Raw genomic sequence first — 17,068 nt, 5'->3', positions numbered from 1 at the left:
CGGCCCGCGCCGCAGCGCCCCGGGCGGGGCCGGCAGGGGTGCCGACCACCGTCGGGCGAGCCGCCGCAGCGCGGACGGCCGGCCGGTCACCGGGGGGTGAGGGTGGCGAACCACCGGCCCGCCTCCGTCCAGGTGTCGTGCACCCGCAGCGCGGTGCCCCCGGCCAGTACGGAAAGGTCGTCGAGGGGTACGCAGGCCCACGGTAGCGGGCTGCCGACACCACCCGGGGTCTGCACCATGGCGGTGCCGGACCAGGCCGGTGTGCCGGGCGGCGCGAACTCGGCGTGCAGGTGGCCGTCGGCCGCCAGCAGCCGACGACACCGCCGCAGCAGCCGGTATGGGTCACCGCCGATGCCGACGTTGCCGTCGGCCAGCAGCAGGTGCGGCCAACGCCCGGCACCCGGCACCGGGCCGAAGACGTCGCGTTGCAGCGCGACGGCACCGCGTTCCCGGGCCAGCCGGACGGCGGTGGCGCTGACGTCGATGCCGAGCGCCGGCTGCCCGGCGTCGATCAGCGCGCCGGTGAGCCGCCCGGGGCCGCAACCGACGTCGAGGGTGGGTCCGGTGCAGCGCCGCAGCAGGGTCGCGTCCCCGGCGATGGCGTCCCGGCACCAGCCGGCCGGGTCGAACCGGTGCACGCCACCGCTCGGGTGCCGGGCGGTGAACGCGGCGGGGACACCCGACGCGGCCCGGTCGAACACGGCGTCGAAGAGAGCCACCGCGTTCACCGGGCGACCGCCGTGGGGGACGGCACGTCGCGGGCGACGGCCACGGTGAACCGGCTGCCCGGCGGGCACACCGCGGCCACCGCGTGGGCGTCGGCGGCGGTGTCCACGTCCCGCAGCCGGGGCAGCAGATGGACCCGCAGACCGAGGCGGCGCAACGCGGCCAGGGTGAGCTGTCCGGTGTCCGCCTCGGAGGTGGGCACCGCACGCAGGACCGAGGCGTGGCCGGGCTCGCGTAGTCCCAGCGTCCACCAGCCGCCGTCGTCGGCCGGACCGAGCACCGCGTCCGGCCCGTCCGGCCGGCGCAGCAGGTCCAGTGCGTCGTCGAGGTGGGCGGCGGTGAGCTGCGGGGTGTCCATGCCGATCAGCAGGGTGGCCGTGCCTGCCGTGCGGGTGTCGGCGAACGCGTGGGCGAGGCGGTCGCCGAGCGGGCCGCCCCGTTGGGCGAGTCTCCTCCAGCCCTCGGGGGCCGGATGGTCGCCGTCGACGACCAGGACCCGGGTGCCGGCCGTGGCCGTGGCGACGGTGTCGAGGGTGTCGGCCAACGCCGCCGCGGCGACCCGGGCGGCCTGGACCGGAGTGCAGGGCGGGCAGAGCCGGGTCTTGACCCGGCCGGGCTCCGGGGTCTTGGCCAGCACCAGCACCTGCGGTGCGCGGGACCCGGGAACGTGCGGCTGTCGGGGGACGTTCACCGGGCCAGCACCGCGCTCATGTCGCGGACGGCGCGGGCGGTGCCGAGCACCGTGCCGGTCACCTTCGACCGGGTACCAGCCGCCCTCGGGTGGTAGTCGACGTCGACCTCGACCACCCGCCAGCCGGCCCGACCGGCCGAGATCAGCAGCTCCAACGGGTAACCGAAACGGCGGTCACGCAGCCCCAACGCCAGCAGGTCGGCCCGGCGGACGGCCCGGATCGGCCCGATGTCGTGGACGTCGAGGCCGGTGGTCCGGCGCAGCCGGTGGGCCAGCAGGGCGTTGGCGACCCGGGCGTGCAGGGGCCACACCCCGCGCGCGGTGGGGCGTCGCCGGCCGGTGCCCAACTCCGCCTCGCCGGCCCGGACGGGATCGGCCAGCCGGGGCAGCTGCGCCGGATCGAACGACCCGTCGGCGTCCAGCACACACACCACCCCGTCGACCGGGTCGGCCGCCAGGACCCCGGCGTGCACGGCGGCACCGTACCCGGGTTCGGTCACGCTGATCACCTCGACGCCGCAGGCGCGGGCCACCGCCGCCGAGCCGTCGGTCGAGCCGTTGTCCACCACGATCGGCCGGTAGCCGGCCGGCATCCGGGCCAGCAGGTCGGGCAGGGCCGGGGCCTCGTTGCGGCAGGGAAGAACCACGTCGGTCATGCTGCGGACGCTAGGACACGATCCGGCCGGAAGTTCTTACCTGCTGATGACGGAATCCGGGGCACCCGCGACCCGCGCACGGAGTTCTTACGAACCGCTGACGGGCGGTCGCGGTCGGGGCACGGCGACGCGTCCCGGCCCTACCGTCGGCGGGTGACTCACGTACTCGTGACCGGCGGCGCCGGTTTCATCGGCACCCACGTGGTGACCGCCCTGCACGATGCCGGCCACCGGGTGACGATCGTGGACTGCGGTCATCCCGGTGCGCACCGCCGACCGTTGCCGGACACGGTGGCGGGCGCCCCGGTCGTCCGGCTCGACGTGCGCGACGGGCCGGGCGTCGCCGGGGTCCTGGCCGGTGTCGACGCGGTGGTGCACCAGGCGGCCATGGTGGGACTCGGCGTCGACCTGGACGACCTGCCCGAGTACGTCGGCTGCAACGACCTCGGCACCGCCGTCCTGCTCGCCGCGATGGCCCGGGCGGGCGTGCACCGGTTGGTGCTCGCCAGCTCCATGGTGGTCTACGGCGAGGGCGCCTACGCCTGCGCCGGACACGGCCCGGTGCGCCCCGGGCCGCGTACCGTCGCCGACCTGGCCGCCGGCCGCTTCGAGGCGACCTGTCCGAGCTGCGGCGTCGCCGTCACGCCGGGCCTGGTCGACGAGGACGCCCCGCTGGACCCCCGCAGCGGGTACGCCGCCACCAAGGTCGCCCAGGAGCACCTCACCGCCGCGTGGGCCCGGCAGACCGGCGGCGCCGTGGTGGCATTGCGCTACCACAACGTCTACGGACCGGGGATGCCCCGGGACACCCCGTACAGCGGGGTCGCGGCGATGTTCCGTTCGGCGCTGGAGGCGGGGCAGGCACCGCGGGTGTTCGAGGACGGCGGCCAGCGCCGCGACTTCGTGCACGTCCGTGACGTGGCGGCGGCCAACCTCGCCGCCCTGGACGCGACCGGTACGGGCACCGGTTGGCGGGCGTACAACGTGGCCTCCGGCCGGCCGGCCACCATCGGCCAGTTGGCCACGGAGCTGGCCCGAGCTGCCGGCGGGCCGTCGCCGGTGGTCACCGGCGAGTTCCGGCTGGCCGACGTGCGGCACGTGGTCGCCTCGCCCACCCGGGCCGAGACCGAACTCGGCTTCCGGGCCGTGGTGGGACTCGCCGACGGGATCGCGGAGTTCGCCCACGCGCCGCTGCGCGGGTGAACGACACCCCGCGCCACCGGCCGCCGCGCGCCGACCTGATCGCCGTCGCTGCCGCGTTCGGCCTGTTCGCGGTGGCCTCCGTCACCGGCGGCCTGCTCTACCTGTGGGGACGCCCGGTGCATGCCACCTCGGCGCCGCTGTTCGCGCAGTGGCTGCCGCACGTCGGCCCCGGCACCCCGCTGGCTCTGCTGGTGGCCGCGCTGGTCTGGTGGCGCGGGCCCGCCCTGGCCGCCCGGCTGGCCTGGCGAGGGCTGCTCGCGGTCTCCTACGCCACCGCCGTGGCCTGGACGCTGTCGCTGGCCCTGGTCGACGGCTGGCAGCGCGGCGTCGCCGGTCGGCTGACCACCACCTACGAGTACCTGCACGAGGTCCCGGGCGTCACCGACATCCCCGCCATGCTGGCCGGATTCAGCGGTCGGATCCTCGGCCTCCAACCGGACTCCTGGACCACCCACGTGTCCGGTCACCCACCGGGGGCCCTGCTCGTCTTCGTCGTCCTCGACCGGATCGGGTTGTCCGGCGGCGGCTGGGCCGGGGTGCTGTGCATCCTGGTGGCGGCCCTCGTCGCCGTCGCCGTGCCGCACACCGTACGGCTGCTCGGTACCGACGAGGCGGCCCGTGCGGTGGTGCCGTTCGTGGTGCTGTTCCCCGGGGCGGTCTGGTCCGGGGTGTCCGCCGACGGGTTGTTCGCCGGGGTGACCGCCACCGGGGTGGCCCTGCTGGCGTACGGCGTCATCCGGGGGCGTGCGCTGGGCGCGGTCGGCGGTGGCGCCCTGTTGGCGTTCGGCTGCTACCTCTCCTACGGGTTGGTCCTGATGGCGCCGGTCGCGTTGGCCGTCGTCGTGCTGGCCGGCCGACGCTGGCGCACCGTGGGCTGGGCGTTCGTCGGGGCGGTGCCGGTCGCCGCCGCGTTCACCGTCGCCGGCTTCTGGTGGCCCACCGGCTACGACCTCGTCATCGAGCGCTACTACCAGGGTCTCGCCTCCGACCGGGCGTACGCCTACTGGGTCTGGGCCGACCTCGCGGTGGTCGTCGTGGCCGCCGGTCCCGTGGTGGCCGTGATCCTACGGCGCGCGGTGCCGGCCGGGTGGCGGGCCGTTTCTCGGCGGTACCGGAACGGCGTGCGGACTGCCGACCGGCGGCCGGGGGTGGTGCACGCCAGCTGGCTGCTGCCACTGGCCGCCACGGCGGTGATCCTCGCCGCCGACCTGTCCGGCTACAGCAAGGCCGAGGTCGAACGCATCTGGCTGCCCTTCATGGTCTGGCTGATGGCGGGGGCGGCCCTGATCCCGCCCGCCGACCGCCGTGGCTGGTTGGCCGCGCAGGCGGCGGTGGCGCTCACGATCAACCACCTGCTGCTGACGGTCTGGTAGACCACCCGGCGGCGACCACCCCCACACCGCTGACGCAGCGGCCGACGACCGTGTCGTCGGCCGCTGTTGCCGGCTGCCCGAGGGCGCAACGGCTCAGCGGCGTGCCGGTCACCGCCGTCACCGAGGGAGCCGGGGGGACTTCTTACCGAACCATGACGGGGCCGGCAACCGTTGACCGTCGACCGGGTGCCGGCCCGTACCGAGTGGAGACAGCAACATCACCGGAGCCGTTCGCGGCTTTGAGGAGATTCCGATGAACCGCAGAAAGAACGGGACCGCGCTGGTCCAGACCCGGCCGGTCAGGATCGCCCTGGCCGCGGTCGTGCTGGCGGCCACCGGTGCGCTCACCGTCACCTTCGTCTCCAGCGGCGGCAAGGGCACCGCAGACGCCGCCACCAGCCTCGACCAGTTCGTGCAGATCGAGAACGTGTCGCCGAACGTGCGGAATCCACAGCCGGCTGCCGGCGGGTCGACCGGCCGGTTCACCGTGGACTGCGGCACGAACGGCAACGGCAAGTTCAGCCCGGACAACCCGGTGGCCCAGCCCGGCATCCGCAACGGCGCCGAACACGTCCACGACTTCGTCGGCAACCTGGCCATCACCGCGAACTCCTCCAACGCCGACCTGGACGCCTCCGGCACCACCTGCCGCAACGGTGACAAGTCGTCCTACTTCTGGCCGGTGGTGCGCATCGACAAGAGCGTGCGCAGCGACAACCAGGTCCAGCAGGCCCTCGCCCAGACCCAGCCGGTGGTCGTCTGCCCCTCGGTCGGCAAGCGGCTGCGTGCCGTCCCCACCGGGGCCCGCGGCACCGTGGACCGGCTGCTCGCCGAGCTGGACCGCCAGCAGGCCGCCGCGAACCAGCGGATGACGGCCAGCCGGGGCCGCATCGACGCCGCGTTCAACCGGGAGGTCATCGACTCGTTGCGGGAACGCCGCGCCGCGATGATCAAGCAGATCAGCACCACGGTCACCGCCGCCGGCGGCAACCAGCCCGGCCTGGTCTCGCTGGTCGAGTGCGACATCAGCTACGACGACATGCACGCCCGGATGCCCGGCAGCGCCCACCGCGCCAGCGTCAAGGCGGCCCAGGCCGCGAACCCGCGCATCCAGTGCCCCACGGTCCGCGACAAGCTGCCCGGCGTGCCCGCCGGGGCGCTCGCCGAGGTGAACCGCAACCTCGACGAACTCGACCGGCAGCTCTCCGAGGCCAACGAACGCCTGGTCACCACCCGGGGCCAGGGTGGGCCGGCCTTCGTCGACAACGCCATCCTCGGGCCGCTGCGGGCCAAGCGGATCGCCGTGCTCGACCGGATCGCCATCGCGATCGGCCGGCAGGCCGCCCGTCCGCAGGGTCTCGACGCGTTCGCCACCTGCACCCTGGACCAGGCCCCCGGGGCACCCTCGGCACCGGGCACCGCACCCACCACCGCCGCACCCACCGCCCCCACCGCCCCCACCGCCCCCGCCGCGCTGCCCGACCCGCAGGGGCCCGACTTCGAGCTGCCCGGTAACACCGGTGGCATCGTCCGCCCGGCGCAGGTGCTGATCGAGTACCGGGGCAACCCCGTCAGCAAGGTGGTGCCGATGCCGAAGTTCCTCCGGGCCCTCACCGGCGACGCCAAGCCCACCAGCCGTGGCCCGGCCAACGCCCGCGCCACCTGGAGCTGCTCGGGCTTCGCCGACCGGCTCTCCGACAAGTACCCGATCTGCCCCGCCGGCAGCCAGGTGCAGCGGGTGCACGACTTCCCCGGCTGCTGGGACGGCCGGAACATCGACAGCGACAACCACCGCAACCACGTCGCGTTCGCCGACAAGGCCACCGGTGCCTGCCCGCAGGGCTTCCAGGCGATCCCGCAGCTGCGGATCACCGTCGGCTACGACATCCCCCGCGACGTGCAGGTCAAGGGGCAGTACGCGCTCGACTCCTTCCCCGAGGAGAACCACAACCCGTTCTCCGACCACAACGACTTCGTCAACGTCAACTCCGCGCAGACCATGCAGCGCATCGCGACCTGCATCAACAAGGGCAAGAACTGCTCCTGACGTGCCGGGGTGGGAGCCTGCACACGAGGCTTCCATCCGGGGTTGCAGTGCGGACGGGGGTGGGTGCGGCGAACGGTCGCCGCACCCACCCCCACCGTTACTCCGTCGGTCACGTCACCGACCACCGACGCCGGGTTGCTGCCGGCGGGGGAGGGCCGGGGTCGGTTACGGCGTGACGGAGAGCAGATGCGCGCGGTAGCCCTCGCCGTAGCTCTTGGTCGGGGTGCCGCTGTAGTCATCGATGAGCACGTTGCCACCGCTGCAACCCCACGGGTTCCAGGTCCACGCGGTGTAGCCGAGCCGGTTGCGGTCCAGCCAGGTCATCAACCGGTCGATGTAGTCGTGGGCGCAGGTGTCCTGGCCGATCTCCCCGGCATGCACCGGCACCTGCGCGGCCACCGGCGCGATCTGGGTGTCCCAGCAGGTCTCGGTGACGCAGGCGTTGAAGTTGTACGAGTGCCAGGAGGCCACGATGTTGTTGCGCGGGTCGGTCGGCTTGTAGGCCAGCCACTGGGTCAGGTCGTTGGTCCAGGTCAGGCCGGGGACCAGCAGGACGTTGGTGGCGCCGGTGGCGCGTACCGCGTCGACCAGGCTCTGCATGCCGGCCACCGGGTACTCGATGCCGGTGCAGGTGCCACCGTCACGCAGGCAGCGCCACGCGGCCGTCATGTCCGACCAGTTGTTGGCGGCGTCCGGGTACGGCTCGTTGAACAGGTCGAACAGCACCGCGTCGTTGCCCTTGAACGCGTTGGCGACCCCGGTCCAGAACTGGGGTGTGTACTGCCGGCTCGGCATCGGCTTCTGGCAGGTGGCGTTCACGTCGGGGCAGGCCGAGATGTTGCCGGTGTACTGGCCGTGGGTCCAGTGCAGGTCGAGGATCGGGTTGATGCCGTTGGCGACGAGCAGGTTCGCGTACGCCTTCACCGCCTGCTGGTAGGTGGCGCCGCTTGGCGAGCCGGACAGGCCCAGCCAGCAGTCCTCGTTGAGCGGGATCCGGACGGCGCGGATGTTCCAGGCCTTCATCGCGTCGACGGAGGCCTGGTCGACCGGGCCGCTGTCCCACATGCCCTTGCCCTGGACGCAGGCGAACTCGCCGCTGGCCCGGTTGACGCCGAGCAGGCGGTAGGTCGCGCCGGCCGCCGTCACCAGCCGGTTGCCGGAGACCCGCAGGCTCGGCGCGGCACCGCCGGGCGGCGGGGTGGTCGTCGGCGGCGGGGTGGTCGGCGGGGGAGTGGTGGGTGGCGGCGTGGTGGTGGGCGGCGGTGGGGTGGTCGTGGGTGGTGGGGTGGGCGTCGTGGGGTCGACCACGCCGGTGCAGGCCGTCCCGTTGAGCGCGAACGACTTGGGTACGGGGTTGGTCCCGCTCCACGCGCCGTTGAAGCCGATCGTGGTGGACGCGCCGGTGTTCAGCGCGCCGTTCCAGCTCAGGCTGGCCGCCGACACCCGGGCGCCGGATTGCGACCAGGTGGCGCTCCAGCCCTGGGTGACCCGCTGGTCGGTGTCCGGGAAGTCGAACGTCAGCGTCCAGCCGGCCACGGCCGAGCCGAGGTTGGTGATGGCGATGTTGCCGCTGAACCCGCCGTTCCACTGGCTCTGCACGGTGTAGGTGACCGCGCAGCCCGAGGCTGCGGCCGAGGCGGGCAGGGTGGCCGCGGTCAGGCTGGCCGCCACCAGCGTGCCGGCGGCTGTCGATGCCAGCAGGGCATGTCGACGTGTCATGAAGCTCTCCTAGATATAGCGGGGAGCGTCGATGGGAGCGCGTCTGCGAGCTTTCTTTATGCGCCTCATTAAGTCAAGCGTATCGATGCCGTTTCGACGGACTGCCAGGTGAACCACACCACTGACCTATCGGGGCGTGCTGGTCGTCTCCCGGGCCACCACGGTTTCGGTCGCACACCACCGTTCCGGCACCGTCCCCCCGTCGATCAGCCGCAGCACCGACTCGCCCACCGACTCCCCGAACGAGTGCACGTCGAGGCTCATCGTGGTCAGGGCCGGCGAGGCCAGCCGGCACAGGCTGGAGTCGTCCCAGGCGATCAGGCTGACGTCACGGGGGACCCGGTGGCCCAGCTCCTTGGCCGCGTGCAGGCCCGCCACCGCCATCAGGTCGTTGTCGTAGATGATCGCCGTGGGTGGCTCGGGCCCGGTCATCAACCGGGCGGTCAACCGGGCCCCGGACTCCGCCGAGTAGTCGCCCTCCACGACGACGGCGTCGACGTCGGCGGCCAACATGGCGGTGGTGCGGGTCCGGGTGTGCAGCAGGGTCCCGGGGCCGGTGATCCGGGCTATCCGCTGATGCCCGAGCCCGACCAGGTGCGCCAGGGCCGCCCGCATCGAACCGACGTCGTCGCGCCGTACCGCCGGGGTGTCGTGGCTCGGCTCCCCCGCTACCACGACGGGCAGCCGCAACTCCCGCAGCACTGCCGGTCGGGGGTCGTCCACCGACGGGTTCACCAGCACGATCGCGTCGACCAGCCGCTGCTGCGCCCACCTGCGGTACGCGGCGATCTCGGCGGCGTGATGGGCGACCACGTGCAGCAGCACCGACCGACCGTGTCCGGCGAGCCGCTCCTCGATACCCGCGATGAACTCCATGAAGAACGGTTCGGTGCCGAGCAGCCGGGGCGGGCGGGCGAGCACCAGGCCCACCGCGCTCGTCCGCCACGCGTCGTCCACTGCGTACCCCCGGTCAGTCAGCTTGCCGATTCGGTGAGCCTGGTCCGCTCCTCGGCCAGGTGTTCCGTCGGGCGCGGCCCGTGGCTCAGGGGCACGAGCTCGGATTCGAGGATCAATGCGGCGGCGCCGATGGCCGAGGCCGTGGCGGCGGACCGGGAGAGCCGCACGTCGACGGTGTGTGTGCCCCGGGAGAAGGCGGTACGCAGTTCGTGCCGGACGATGGGCAGGTACACCGACCCGGCGGCGGCCAGGCTGGGACCGGTCAGCACGAGCACCTCGAGGTCCATGAGGTTCGCCAGGGTCCGGGCGGCCGTCCCGACGTACCGGGCCGACCGCTCCAGCAGGGCCAGCGCGCGCGGCTCGCCCCGCCGGGCGGCGCGGCTGATCGCGGCGAAGTCGGCGACCACCGAGGAGCGCCGGCCACCGGCCGCCAACCCCGCCGCCCGGGTCGCCGCCGGATCCGACCGGACGGCGGCGACCACCGCCGCCGGCCCGGCCAACGCCTCCACGCACCCCCGGGCGCCGCACCAGCACCGGGGGCCGTCGGCCGACACACTGACATGGCCCAGTTCACCGACGTTGCCGCTCGGCCCCCGGTAGGTGACGCCGTTGATGACCAGGCCGGCACCGATGCCGGTGCCCATGTAGAGGGCGGCGGCCGAGGTCGCGGTGCCGAAACCGCCCGTCCAGTGCTCGCCCAGCGCCGCCGCGGTCGAGTCGTTGTCCAACACCACCGGCAGGCCCGCCACCTGTTCCAATGCCCGGCCCAGCGGGAACCCGTTCCACTGCCGCATGGCGGGGGCGAGCCCCACGTCCGGCGGGCCACCGATGCCCCGGGGGGCGTCGACCGGGCCGGGGAACACCACGCCGACGCCGAGGATCCGCAGGCGTTCCACCCCCACCCCGTCGATCAACGCGGCGATCTCGGTGGCGATCCGGGCGACCACCACCTGCGGCTCTTCGGCGCCGGCACCCGGTCGGGAGATCCGGGCCACCACCGTCCCGCCCAGGTTGGTCAGGGCGTACGTGATGACACCGTGGTCCAGGTGTACGCCGACGGCGTAGCGGGAGGCGTGGTTGAGCTGGAGCAGCACCCGCCGCTTGCCCCCGGTCGACTTCGCGTGCCCGGTCTCGACGACCAGATCCTCGTTGATCAGCTTGCGGACCAGGGTGGAGATGGTCGGGGCGGTGAAGCCGGTGGCCCGGATCAGGCCGACCCGGCTGATCGTGCCGGCCGCCCGGATCGCGTCGAGAACAACCGACTTGCTGCTCGCCTGGGGTTTGCTCGCTGCTGGTCCGCTCACTGCTTCTCTGCCAGGGGCTGTTAGGTCGGCCGAGCCGAGTATACAAGGATCCCGATGTCACAGGGCTCGGCTGCGGCAGATGACCGTCGCGTCGTCGGTCGCGACGCCGTGCCGGTCCTCGGCCTGCCGGACCTGTCGGATGACCTCGGCCGGACCGTGGTCCAGCAGGCGCAGCAGTCCCGCCCAGTCGGTGAGCCCGAAGGTGTCCACGAGTCGGCTCGCACCGTTGCTCAGCAGCGCCGCCAGCGTCACCTCGCCCGCCGGGTGGTTGCCGGTGACCGCCTCGGCCACCACCTGCGGGTCGTCCTTGGCCACCCAGAAACCGCCCGGCTTGTTGCGGTGCCCCCGCAGCTCGCGGAGCAGCCGCCGGTACTCCTCGCTGCCGACGGCGACGCCCACCAGCTGGCGCTCGAAGGACCGGGCGATCACCACCTCGCGGGGGTCATGGGCGACGACCGGCGCACCGGACGCCCGCCCGACGACCGCCACCGCGTCCCCGAGGACCAGGTGCTCGACCAGGTCGTCGGAGAACCGGAGCATCGCCACGGCGGCGTGCGGGCTGCTCGGGTGGGTGACGTCGCAGGTGTCCCGGTGGACGTCGGTGACCTGGACGATCCCTTCGGCCAGGACCTCCCGCAGGCTCCGCTGCGCGGACAACCCGCCCAGCAGGGCACCACCGAGCCGGTTGGCGTACCAGGCCACGCCGTGGCGGCAGACCTTGTCGGCACCGGGAACGCCACCCGCGCCGTCGACCAGCACCAGCCCGGCCGGCACCGCACCGGCGAAGTCCTCGTTGGTGCGACCGGGATGTCCCGCGTCGGTCGCCAGCACCACCCGCACCCCCCGATCATCACACGGTCGCCCCGGCGGGCGCGGCCCCGACCGGCGGCGGCCGTGCCACGTCCGCCGGGACCGCCGGCTCACGCGGGGCGCGGCGCGTCCCGTCGGCGTCGGTAGTCGGCGACCGTCGGGACGGCGGGGAGTACGAGCAGCAGGACCAGGTACGGGATGCCGAGTAGTCCACCGGTGACCAGGGTGAGCAGCAGCACGACGGTGCGGACCCAGTCGACGCGGAAGTCGCCGTACGCCGCGATGCCGAGGCAGACGCCGCCGAACCACTTCCCCTCGTCGATCCGGCACCAGAACCGGCCCCGCGGGCGCTGTCCGGCGGCGGGTGGTGGGGGACCTGCCGGGCGGACCGGGCCGAACCCGTCCAGGATCGCTGCCATCTGCGCACCGGTCACCGGGGCGCGGCCCGGCCCGGTGAGGGCGCCCAGGCGGTCGCCGATCGCGGCTTCGAGGTCTCGGACGTCGTCGGCGTCCTCGTCGGTGTCCTGGTCGCCGCGCAGCGCGCGGTGCGCCTCGTCGAGGTACCGCCGCAGGGCGGCACGGGCGTCGCCGGTGGCGGGAAAGGCCGTGGTGTGGCCGGTGAGCCGGATGGTGGGTGGGTTGTCCACGGAATCATCGTCCGATCGTGTTGATCATGTGGGTGAGTTCGTTCCAGTGCTCGCGGAACGCGGCGAGCTGAGCCGTGCCGGCCCCGGTGAGGGAGAAGTACTTCCGGGGCGGGCCGGACGGCGACTCACGCCACTCGTGTTGCACGAGCCCGTCGCGGCGCAGCTTGCTCAGCAGCGGATACAGCGTGCCCTCCTGGGTGGGGAAGTGGGCTTCCTGGAGTGCGGAGAGGATCTCCGCCGCGTACCGCTGCCGGGACTCGACGGTGGCCAGGACGAGGGGTTCGAGCAGGCCGCGTCGCAGCGCGACGAGCTTGGGGTCGGCATGCATGCGGCTACCTTGTCACAACAAGGTACCTGTAGCAACGCCGAACCGGGCGGCGGCTCCCGGCCCGGTCAAACTCGCCGTACCCCGGACCCCGGGTACGGCAGCTACCCGACGTGCGTGTTCAGCCCACGCCCCCGCAGTCCACCAGTATCTTCACCTCGCCGCCGGTGGCCAGGGCCCCGAATGCCTCGGCCACCTCGGCCAACGGCACGATCCGGGTGATCAGCCGGGCGGCCGGCACCTGTCCGGTGTGCACCAACCGGACGGCCTCGGTGTAGTCCCCGCGTTCGTAGACCCGGACGCCGATCATCTCCAGTTCACGCCAGAAGACCCGGTGCAGGTCCACCTCCCGGGGGGTGGGATGGATCGCCACGATCACCAGCCGACCGCGCGCGGCGAGCAGGTCGGTCGCGGTGCGGACCCCGGCGGCCGACCCCGACACCTCGAAGACCACGGCGGCCCCGGCACCACCGGTCGTCTCGTGGACGTGCCGGGCGACGTCGACCGTCGCCGGGTCGACGGTGCGCAGCCCGAGTTCGGTGGCGAGCGCGCGGCGACGCGGGTCGAGTTCGAGCACGGTCACCTCGGCACCGGTGGCCCGGGCGACCGTGCCGATGAGCAGGCCGACCGGGCCGGCCCCGATGACCACCGCGTGTTCACCGGCGGTGAGCCGGGAGCGTCGTACGTCGTGCACGGCCACCGCGGTCGGCTCGATCAGGGCGGCGTGGGTCAGCGGCAGGTCCCCGGGCAGTGGCACGAGAATCCGCGCGGGCACCGTCCAGGACCGTTGCATCGAGCCGGGGGAGTCGATGCCGACGAAGGTGAGCCGGTGACAGATGTGGGTGTGGCCGGCCCGGCAGGCGGCGCAATCGCCGCACCAGTCCAGCGGCATCACGGTCACCGGATCGCCCACCCGGTGGCCCTCGACCCCCGGGCCGGTCTCGGCGATCCGACCGGACATCTCGTGGCCGATCACCGCCGGCACCCGCACCCGCTGGTCCATCGCACCGTGCGCGATGTGCAGGTCGGTGCCGCAGATCCCGGTGTACGCGACGTCGATGCGTACCTGGCCGGGGCCGGGCGGCACGACCGCGGTCGGCTCGACGACGAAGGTGTTGTCGCCGACGTAGTGTGCGCTGTGGTTCATGACGCCTCCTCGGTCAGGTGCCAGACCTCGCGCATCGGGGCCCACCAGTGCCCCGAGCCGGGTTCGGCGAGCGATTCCTGGCATGGATCGGTCAACGTCCACCACTGCCGGGTACGGGGGTCGTCGGCGATGCGGCGCTGGTCGGCGTCGTGGTCGGCACCGACGTACTCGTAGTAGCCGAACAGCAGGTCGTGGTGCAGGAAGATGCTGTAGTTGCGGATGTTCGCCGCGCGGAGCGTCTGCTCGACGTCGGGCCACACGGCGGCGTGCAGCCGAAGGTAGGTCTCGCGTTGCTCCGGTCGGAGCCGGATCAGCCAGCCGTAGCGTTGCACGTCGTACCCTTCCGGTTGCGGTGGCGTTCTCCGGCCGGCCGGGTGTGCGGCACCCGGGGGTGACCGGAGCCGGGGAAAACATCCGATGTCTCTATATTGGGGTGGGTTGTCGTCGCCTGCCGCGCACGGACCGTCGTGACGACGCCCGACGGACCGGCCAGAAGGGGACGCGGATGGCACTGACCGACGACGCGATCGCGAAGATCCGGAGCATGGTCCAGAGTGGTGAGCTGCCGCCGGGGGCCCGGCTGCCCCCCGAGCCGCAGCTGGCCGAACAGATGGGCCTGTCGCGCAGCGGGGTCCGGGAGGCGGTCAAGGTCCTCGAATCGGCCCGGGTGCTCGACGTACGACGCGGCGACGGGACGTACGTCACCAGCCTCGCCCCCCGGCTGTTGCTGGAGGGGCTGGGGGTTGCGGTGGAGTTGCTGCGCGACGACACCCTGTTGGAGGTCATGGAGGTGCGGCGGCTGCTGGAACCGATGGCGACCGGCCTGGCGGCGCTGCGGATGACCGACGCCCAACTCGACGACCTCAGCGCCATCCTGGAGCAGATGCGGGCGGCGGCCGACGACGCGGAGCAGCTGATCCGCTTCGACACGGCCTTCCACCACACCGTCGTCGCGACCACCGGCAACGAGACCCTCACCTCGCTGCTGGACGGGTTGTCCAGCCGTACGCTGCGGGCCCGGGTGTGGCGGGGGCTGATCGAGAGCAACTCCGCGCACACGACGATCGACGAGCACCACGCGATCTACCTCGCGCTGCGCTCGCGCGACCAACTGCTCGCGCAGGCTAGTGCGTTGCTGCACGTCAACACCTCCGAGGCATGGCTGCGGACGGTGCTGGCCGCCAAGGTGGCGAACGGGTGAGCCCACCGGCCGGGATCATGCGGGCCGCGCCGGGAGCAGCGCCGCGACCCGGTCGGCCAACCGGTAGGTGCGTACGGCGGTGCCGGCGAGGATCTCGTGCCGTTCCCGGTCCGACAGCGGGGGCAGCGCCGCGGTCAACGCCCGCCCCACCCCGGCGTAGTCCGACCTGAGTAGGCATACCGGCCAGTCCGACCCGAACATCAGACGCTCGGCACCGAACTCGGCGACCGCCACCTCGACGAAGGGGCGCAGCTCGTCCGGTGACCAGTCCGGGCCGGCCTCGGTGACCAGGCCGGACAGCTTGGCGGTGACGTTGGGTTGGGCGGCCAACGCGGCCAGCGGGCCGCGCCAGCGCCGCAGCCCGGCCGTACCCTCGTCGATCCGGGGTTTGCCGAGGTGGTCCAGGACGAACCGGAGCTGCGGCACCGCCCGGGCCGCCCGTGCCGCCGCCGGGAGCTGGTCGGCGCGGATCACCAGGTCGAACGCCAGCCCGGCGGCGGCGAGCGCGGCGAGCCCGCGACGCACGTCGGGCCGGTCGAGGTAGTCCGGGTCCGCCTCGCCCTGCACCTGTGAACGCACCCCGGCCAGGTATTCGCCGCCGCGCAGCCGGCGGTACCGCCCGACGGTGGCGGGCACGTCGTCGGCGGCGACGTCCAACCAGGCCACCACCGCCAGGATCGGTGCGGTGTCGGCGGCGTAGCCGAGGAACTCGGCCGCCTCGTCGGAATGGCAGCGACCGCCCTCGACCAGCACGGTGCCGGCCACCCCGGCGGCGGCCAGCTCGGTGGTCAGGTCCGCCGGGGTGAACGGCCGCCGGATGGTGGCGAGTTCCGGCGCGTCGAGCCAGGTGTACCCGCGTTCCGGTCGCCACAGGTGGTGGTGCGCGTCGATGATCATGGGATGGGCGCTTCCGCCGGCACCGACGCGTCGACCCACTGCGGGCCGTCCGGGAACCGGAACGCGGCCAGCGAGGCCGGCAGGATCTCCGCGCTCATCCCCGGGGTGGTGGGTGCCAGGTACCGCCCGCCGGTGACCCGGACCGGGTCGACGAAGTGTTCGTGCAGGTGGTCGACGTACTCGATGGCCCGGTCGTCGGTGCTGCCACTGACCGCCACGAAGTCGAACATCGCCAGGTGCTGCACCAGCTCACACAGCCCGACCCCACCGGCGTGCGGGCAGACCGGCACCCCGAAGTGCGCGGCGAGCAGCAGGACCGCCAGGTTCTCGTTGACCCCGGCGACCCGGCAGGCGTCGATCTGCACCACGTCGACGGCGTCGGCCTGGAGCAGCTGCTTGAACATCACCGCGTTGTGCACGTGCTCACCGGTGGCCACCCGGACCGGGCTGAGCGCCTTGCGTACGGCGGCGTGCCCGAGGATGTCGTCCGGCGACGTCGGCTCCTCGATCCAGTACGGGTCGTACGCGGCCAACTGCCGCATCCACCCGATCGCCTCGGGCACCCCCCAGATCTGGTTGGCGTCGACGGCGAGGCGGATCTGCGGCCCGACGGCCTGCCGGGCGATGCCCATCCGGCGTACGTCGTCGGTCAGGTCCCCGCCGACCTTGAGCTTGATCAGCTGGTAGCCGTCGCGGACCGCCTCCGCGCAGAGCCGGGCCAGTTTCTCGTCGTCGTAGCCCAACCACCCCGGGGTGGTGGTGTACGCCGGATACCCCTCGGCCAGTAGCCGCTGTTCCCGCTCGACCCGACCGTCGCCCGCCCGCCGCAGCAACGCGAGCGCCTCGTCCTCGGTGAGGGCGTCGCGCAGGTAACGGAAGTCGACCTGGGCGACGAGCTGTTCGGGGGTGAGGTCGGCCAGCAGCTTCCACAGTGGCTTGCCCGCCCGCCGGGCGGCGAGGTCCCAGACCGCGTTGACCAGGCCACCGGCGGCCATGTGCACGACCCCCTTGGCCGGGCCGAGCCAACGGATCTGACTGTCGCCGACGAGCCGGCGGGCGAGGGCCCCCGGGTCGGCGACCAGCTCGTCGACCGGCTGGCCGATCACCATCGCGGCCAGCGACCGGACGGCGGCGACCTGGATCTCGGTGCCGCGTCCCACCGTGAAGACCAGCCCGTGCCCCTCGGCGTCCGCCGAGGTCCGCAGGACGACGTAGGCGGCGGAGTAGTCGGGGAACGGGTTCATCGCGTCCGACCCGTCGCGGTGCACGGAGGTGGGGAAGCGGACGTCGATCGTGTCCACCGAGGTGATGCGTTCAGTCAACGGAACTCCTGGAGGGGGGAACGGTGCTGGGTCTGCGGCCCGC

17 protein-coding genes are annotated in these 17,068 nt (G+C 73.2%); 4 read left to right on the top strand and 13 right to left on the bottom strand.

What is annotated here, in order from left to right:
* Positions 1-86: 86 nt before the first annotated feature.
* From ACQP2H_RS19735 to ACQP2H_RS19725, 3 genes are read right to left on the bottom strand one after another with little or no spacing between them, the layout of a single operon-like run.
* A complete protein-coding gene (locus tag ACQP2H_RS19735) occupies positions 87-728 on the bottom strand; it encodes a class I SAM-dependent methyltransferase (protein WP_208567568.1) in 642 nt (213 codons plus the stop codon).
* Positions 725-1,417 (bottom strand): TIGR04282 family arsenosugar biosynthesis glycosyltransferase, encoded by a 693-nt coding sequence (locus ACQP2H_RS19730; protein WP_363820896.1) that lies wholly within the window; start codon positions 1,415-1,417, stop codon positions 725-727. The genes ACQP2H_RS19735 and ACQP2H_RS19730 overlap by 4 nt, the downstream gene beginning before the upstream one ends.
* A complete protein-coding gene (locus tag ACQP2H_RS19725) occupies positions 1,414-2,073 on the bottom strand; it encodes a glycosyltransferase family 2 protein (protein ID WP_219463321.1) in 660 nt (219 codons plus the stop codon). Before ACQP2H_RS19725 ends, ACQP2H_RS19730 begins: the two co-directional genes overlap by 4 nt.
* 153 nt (positions 2,074-2,226) lie before the next feature.
* Between ACQP2H_RS19725 and ACQP2H_RS19720 the strand changes: the two genes are divergently transcribed.
* The 3 genes from ACQP2H_RS19720 (at position 2,227) to ACQP2H_RS19710 (ending at position 6,696) form a co-directional block, all read left to right on the top strand.
* On the top strand, positions 2,227-3,276 hold the full coding sequence (locus tag ACQP2H_RS19720) for an NAD-dependent epimerase/dehydratase family protein (RefSeq protein ID WP_363820893.1): 1,050 nt from the start codon (positions 2,227-2,229) through the stop codon (positions 3,274-3,276).
* Positions 3,273-4,649, top strand: a complete 1,377-nt coding sequence (locus ACQP2H_RS19715) for a hypothetical protein (RefSeq protein WP_363820890.1) — start codon at positions 3,273-3,275, stop codon at positions 4,647-4,649. Before ACQP2H_RS19720 ends, ACQP2H_RS19715 begins: the two co-directional genes overlap by 4 nt.
* 253 nt (positions 4,650-4,902) lie before the next feature.
* Positions 4,903-6,696, top strand: coding sequence for a DUF1996 domain-containing protein (locus tag ACQP2H_RS19710; RefSeq protein WP_433228423.1), 1,794 nt, complete (start codon positions 4,903-4,905; stop codon positions 6,694-6,696).
* A 165-nt stretch (positions 6,697-6,861) separates the two neighbouring features.
* Here ACQP2H_RS19710 and ACQP2H_RS19705 read toward each other — a convergent pair whose 3' ends face one another.
* The 8 genes from ACQP2H_RS19705 to ACQP2H_RS19670 all read right to left on the bottom strand — a co-directional run bounded on the left by ACQP2H_RS19705 (position 6,862) and on the right by ACQP2H_RS19670 (position 13,937).
* On the bottom strand, positions 6,862-8,415 hold the full coding sequence (locus tag ACQP2H_RS19705; protein WP_433228421.1) for a cellulase family glycosylhydrolase: 1,554 nt from the start codon (positions 8,413-8,415) through the stop codon (positions 6,862-6,864).
* A 126-nt stretch (positions 8,416-8,541) separates the two neighbouring features.
* The gene (locus ACQP2H_RS19700) at positions 8,542-9,372 is read right to left on the bottom strand and encodes a LacI family DNA-binding transcriptional regulator (RefSeq protein WP_219463316.1); all 831 of its coding nucleotides are present in this window, start codon (positions 9,370-9,372) and stop codon (positions 8,542-8,544) included.
* A gap of 17 nt (positions 9,373-9,389) precedes the next feature.
* Positions 9,390-10,676 (bottom strand): ROK family protein, encoded by a 1,287-nt coding sequence (locus tag ACQP2H_RS19695; protein ID WP_433228420.1) that lies wholly within the window; start codon positions 10,674-10,676, stop codon positions 9,390-9,392.
* A gap of 57 nt (positions 10,677-10,733) precedes the next feature.
* Positions 10,734-11,516 carry a hypothetical protein gene (locus ACQP2H_RS19690; RefSeq protein WP_433228418.1) on the bottom strand — a complete coding sequence of 261 codons (783 nt, stop codon included), beginning with the start codon at positions 11,514-11,516 and terminating at the stop codon, positions 10,734-10,736.
* An 80-nt stretch (positions 11,517-11,596) separates the two neighbouring features.
* Positions 11,597-12,133, bottom strand: coding sequence for a PspC domain-containing protein (locus tag ACQP2H_RS19685; protein WP_433228416.1), 537 nt, complete (start codon positions 12,131-12,133; stop codon positions 11,597-11,599).
* Positions 12,134-12,137: 4 nt separating this feature from the next.
* Entirely contained in the window at positions 12,138-12,461 is a 324-nt protein-coding gene (locus ACQP2H_RS19680) for a PadR family transcriptional regulator (protein ID WP_357537401.1), read from the bottom strand.
* A 118-nt stretch (positions 12,462-12,579) separates the two neighbouring features.
* Positions 12,580-13,605: a zinc-dependent alcohol dehydrogenase gene (locus ACQP2H_RS19675; RefSeq protein WP_357537399.1), complete on the bottom strand. Its 1,026-nt coding sequence runs from the start codon at positions 13,603-13,605 to the stop codon at positions 12,580-12,582.
* Positions 13,602-13,937: an L-rhamnose mutarotase gene (locus tag ACQP2H_RS19670; RefSeq protein ID WP_208567559.1), complete on the bottom strand. Its 336-nt coding sequence runs from the start codon at positions 13,935-13,937 to the stop codon at positions 13,602-13,604. Before ACQP2H_RS19670 ends, ACQP2H_RS19675 begins: the two co-directional genes overlap by 4 nt.
* Before the next feature lie 173 nt (positions 13,938-14,110).
* Between ACQP2H_RS19670 and ACQP2H_RS19665 the strand changes: the two genes are divergently transcribed.
* Positions 14,111-14,806, top strand: coding sequence for a FadR/GntR family transcriptional regulator (locus tag ACQP2H_RS19665; RefSeq protein WP_219463310.1), 696 nt, complete (start codon positions 14,111-14,113; stop codon positions 14,804-14,806).
* A 15-nt stretch (positions 14,807-14,821) separates the two neighbouring features.
* Here the strand turns inward: ACQP2H_RS19665 and ACQP2H_RS19660 are convergent, their stop codons facing one another.
* Together ACQP2H_RS19660 and ACQP2H_RS19655 are read right to left on the bottom strand one after the other, a co-directional pair.
* Positions 14,822-15,703 carry an amidohydrolase family protein gene (locus tag ACQP2H_RS19660; protein ID WP_433228413.1) on the bottom strand — a complete coding sequence of 294 codons (882 nt, stop codon included), beginning with the start codon at positions 15,701-15,703 and terminating at the stop codon, positions 14,822-14,824.
* Entirely contained in the window at positions 15,700-17,025 is a 1,326-nt protein-coding gene (locus ACQP2H_RS19655; protein WP_219463306.1) for an enolase C-terminal domain-like protein, read from the bottom strand. The genes ACQP2H_RS19660 and ACQP2H_RS19655 overlap by 4 nt, the downstream gene beginning before the upstream one ends.
* Positions 17,026-17,068: the final 43 nt, after the last annotated feature.

Source organism: Micromonospora sp. CA-248260 (assembly GCF_050942205.1).
Classification (GTDB): Bacteria; Actinomycetota; Actinomycetes; order Mycobacteriales; family Micromonosporaceae; genus Micromonospora; species Micromonospora antibiotica.
The sequence above is the reverse complement of the archived record's forward strand: the minus strand, read 5'-3'. Positions and strand labels throughout refer to the sequence as shown.

Coding starts and splice junctions, on each gene's coding strand:
- ACQP2H_RS19725 (WP_219463321.1), bottom strand. CDS start 2,073: ATGACCGACGTGGTTCTTCCCTGCCGCAACGAGGCCCCGGCCCTGCCC.
- ACQP2H_RS19710 (WP_433228423.1), top strand. CDS start 4,903: ATGAACCGCAGAAAGAACGGGACCGCGCTGGTCCAGACCCGGCCGGTC.
- ACQP2H_RS19705 (WP_433228421.1), bottom strand. CDS start 8,415: ATGACACGTCGACATGCCCTGCTGGCATCGACAGCCGCCGGCACGCTG.
- ACQP2H_RS19680 (WP_357537401.1), bottom strand. CDS start 12,461: ATGCATGCCGACCCCAAGCTCGTCGCGCTGCGACGCGGCCTGCTCGAA.
- ACQP2H_RS19675 (WP_357537399.1), bottom strand. CDS start 13,605: ATGAACCACAGCGCACACTACGTCGGCGACAACACCTTCGTCGTCGAG.
- ACQP2H_RS19665 (WP_219463310.1), top strand. CDS start 14,111: ATGGCACTGACCGACGACGCGATCGCGAAGATCCGGAGCATGGTCCAG.
- ACQP2H_RS19660 (WP_433228413.1), bottom strand. CDS start 15,703: ATGATCATCGACGCGCACCACCACCTGTGGCGACCGGAACGCGGGTAC.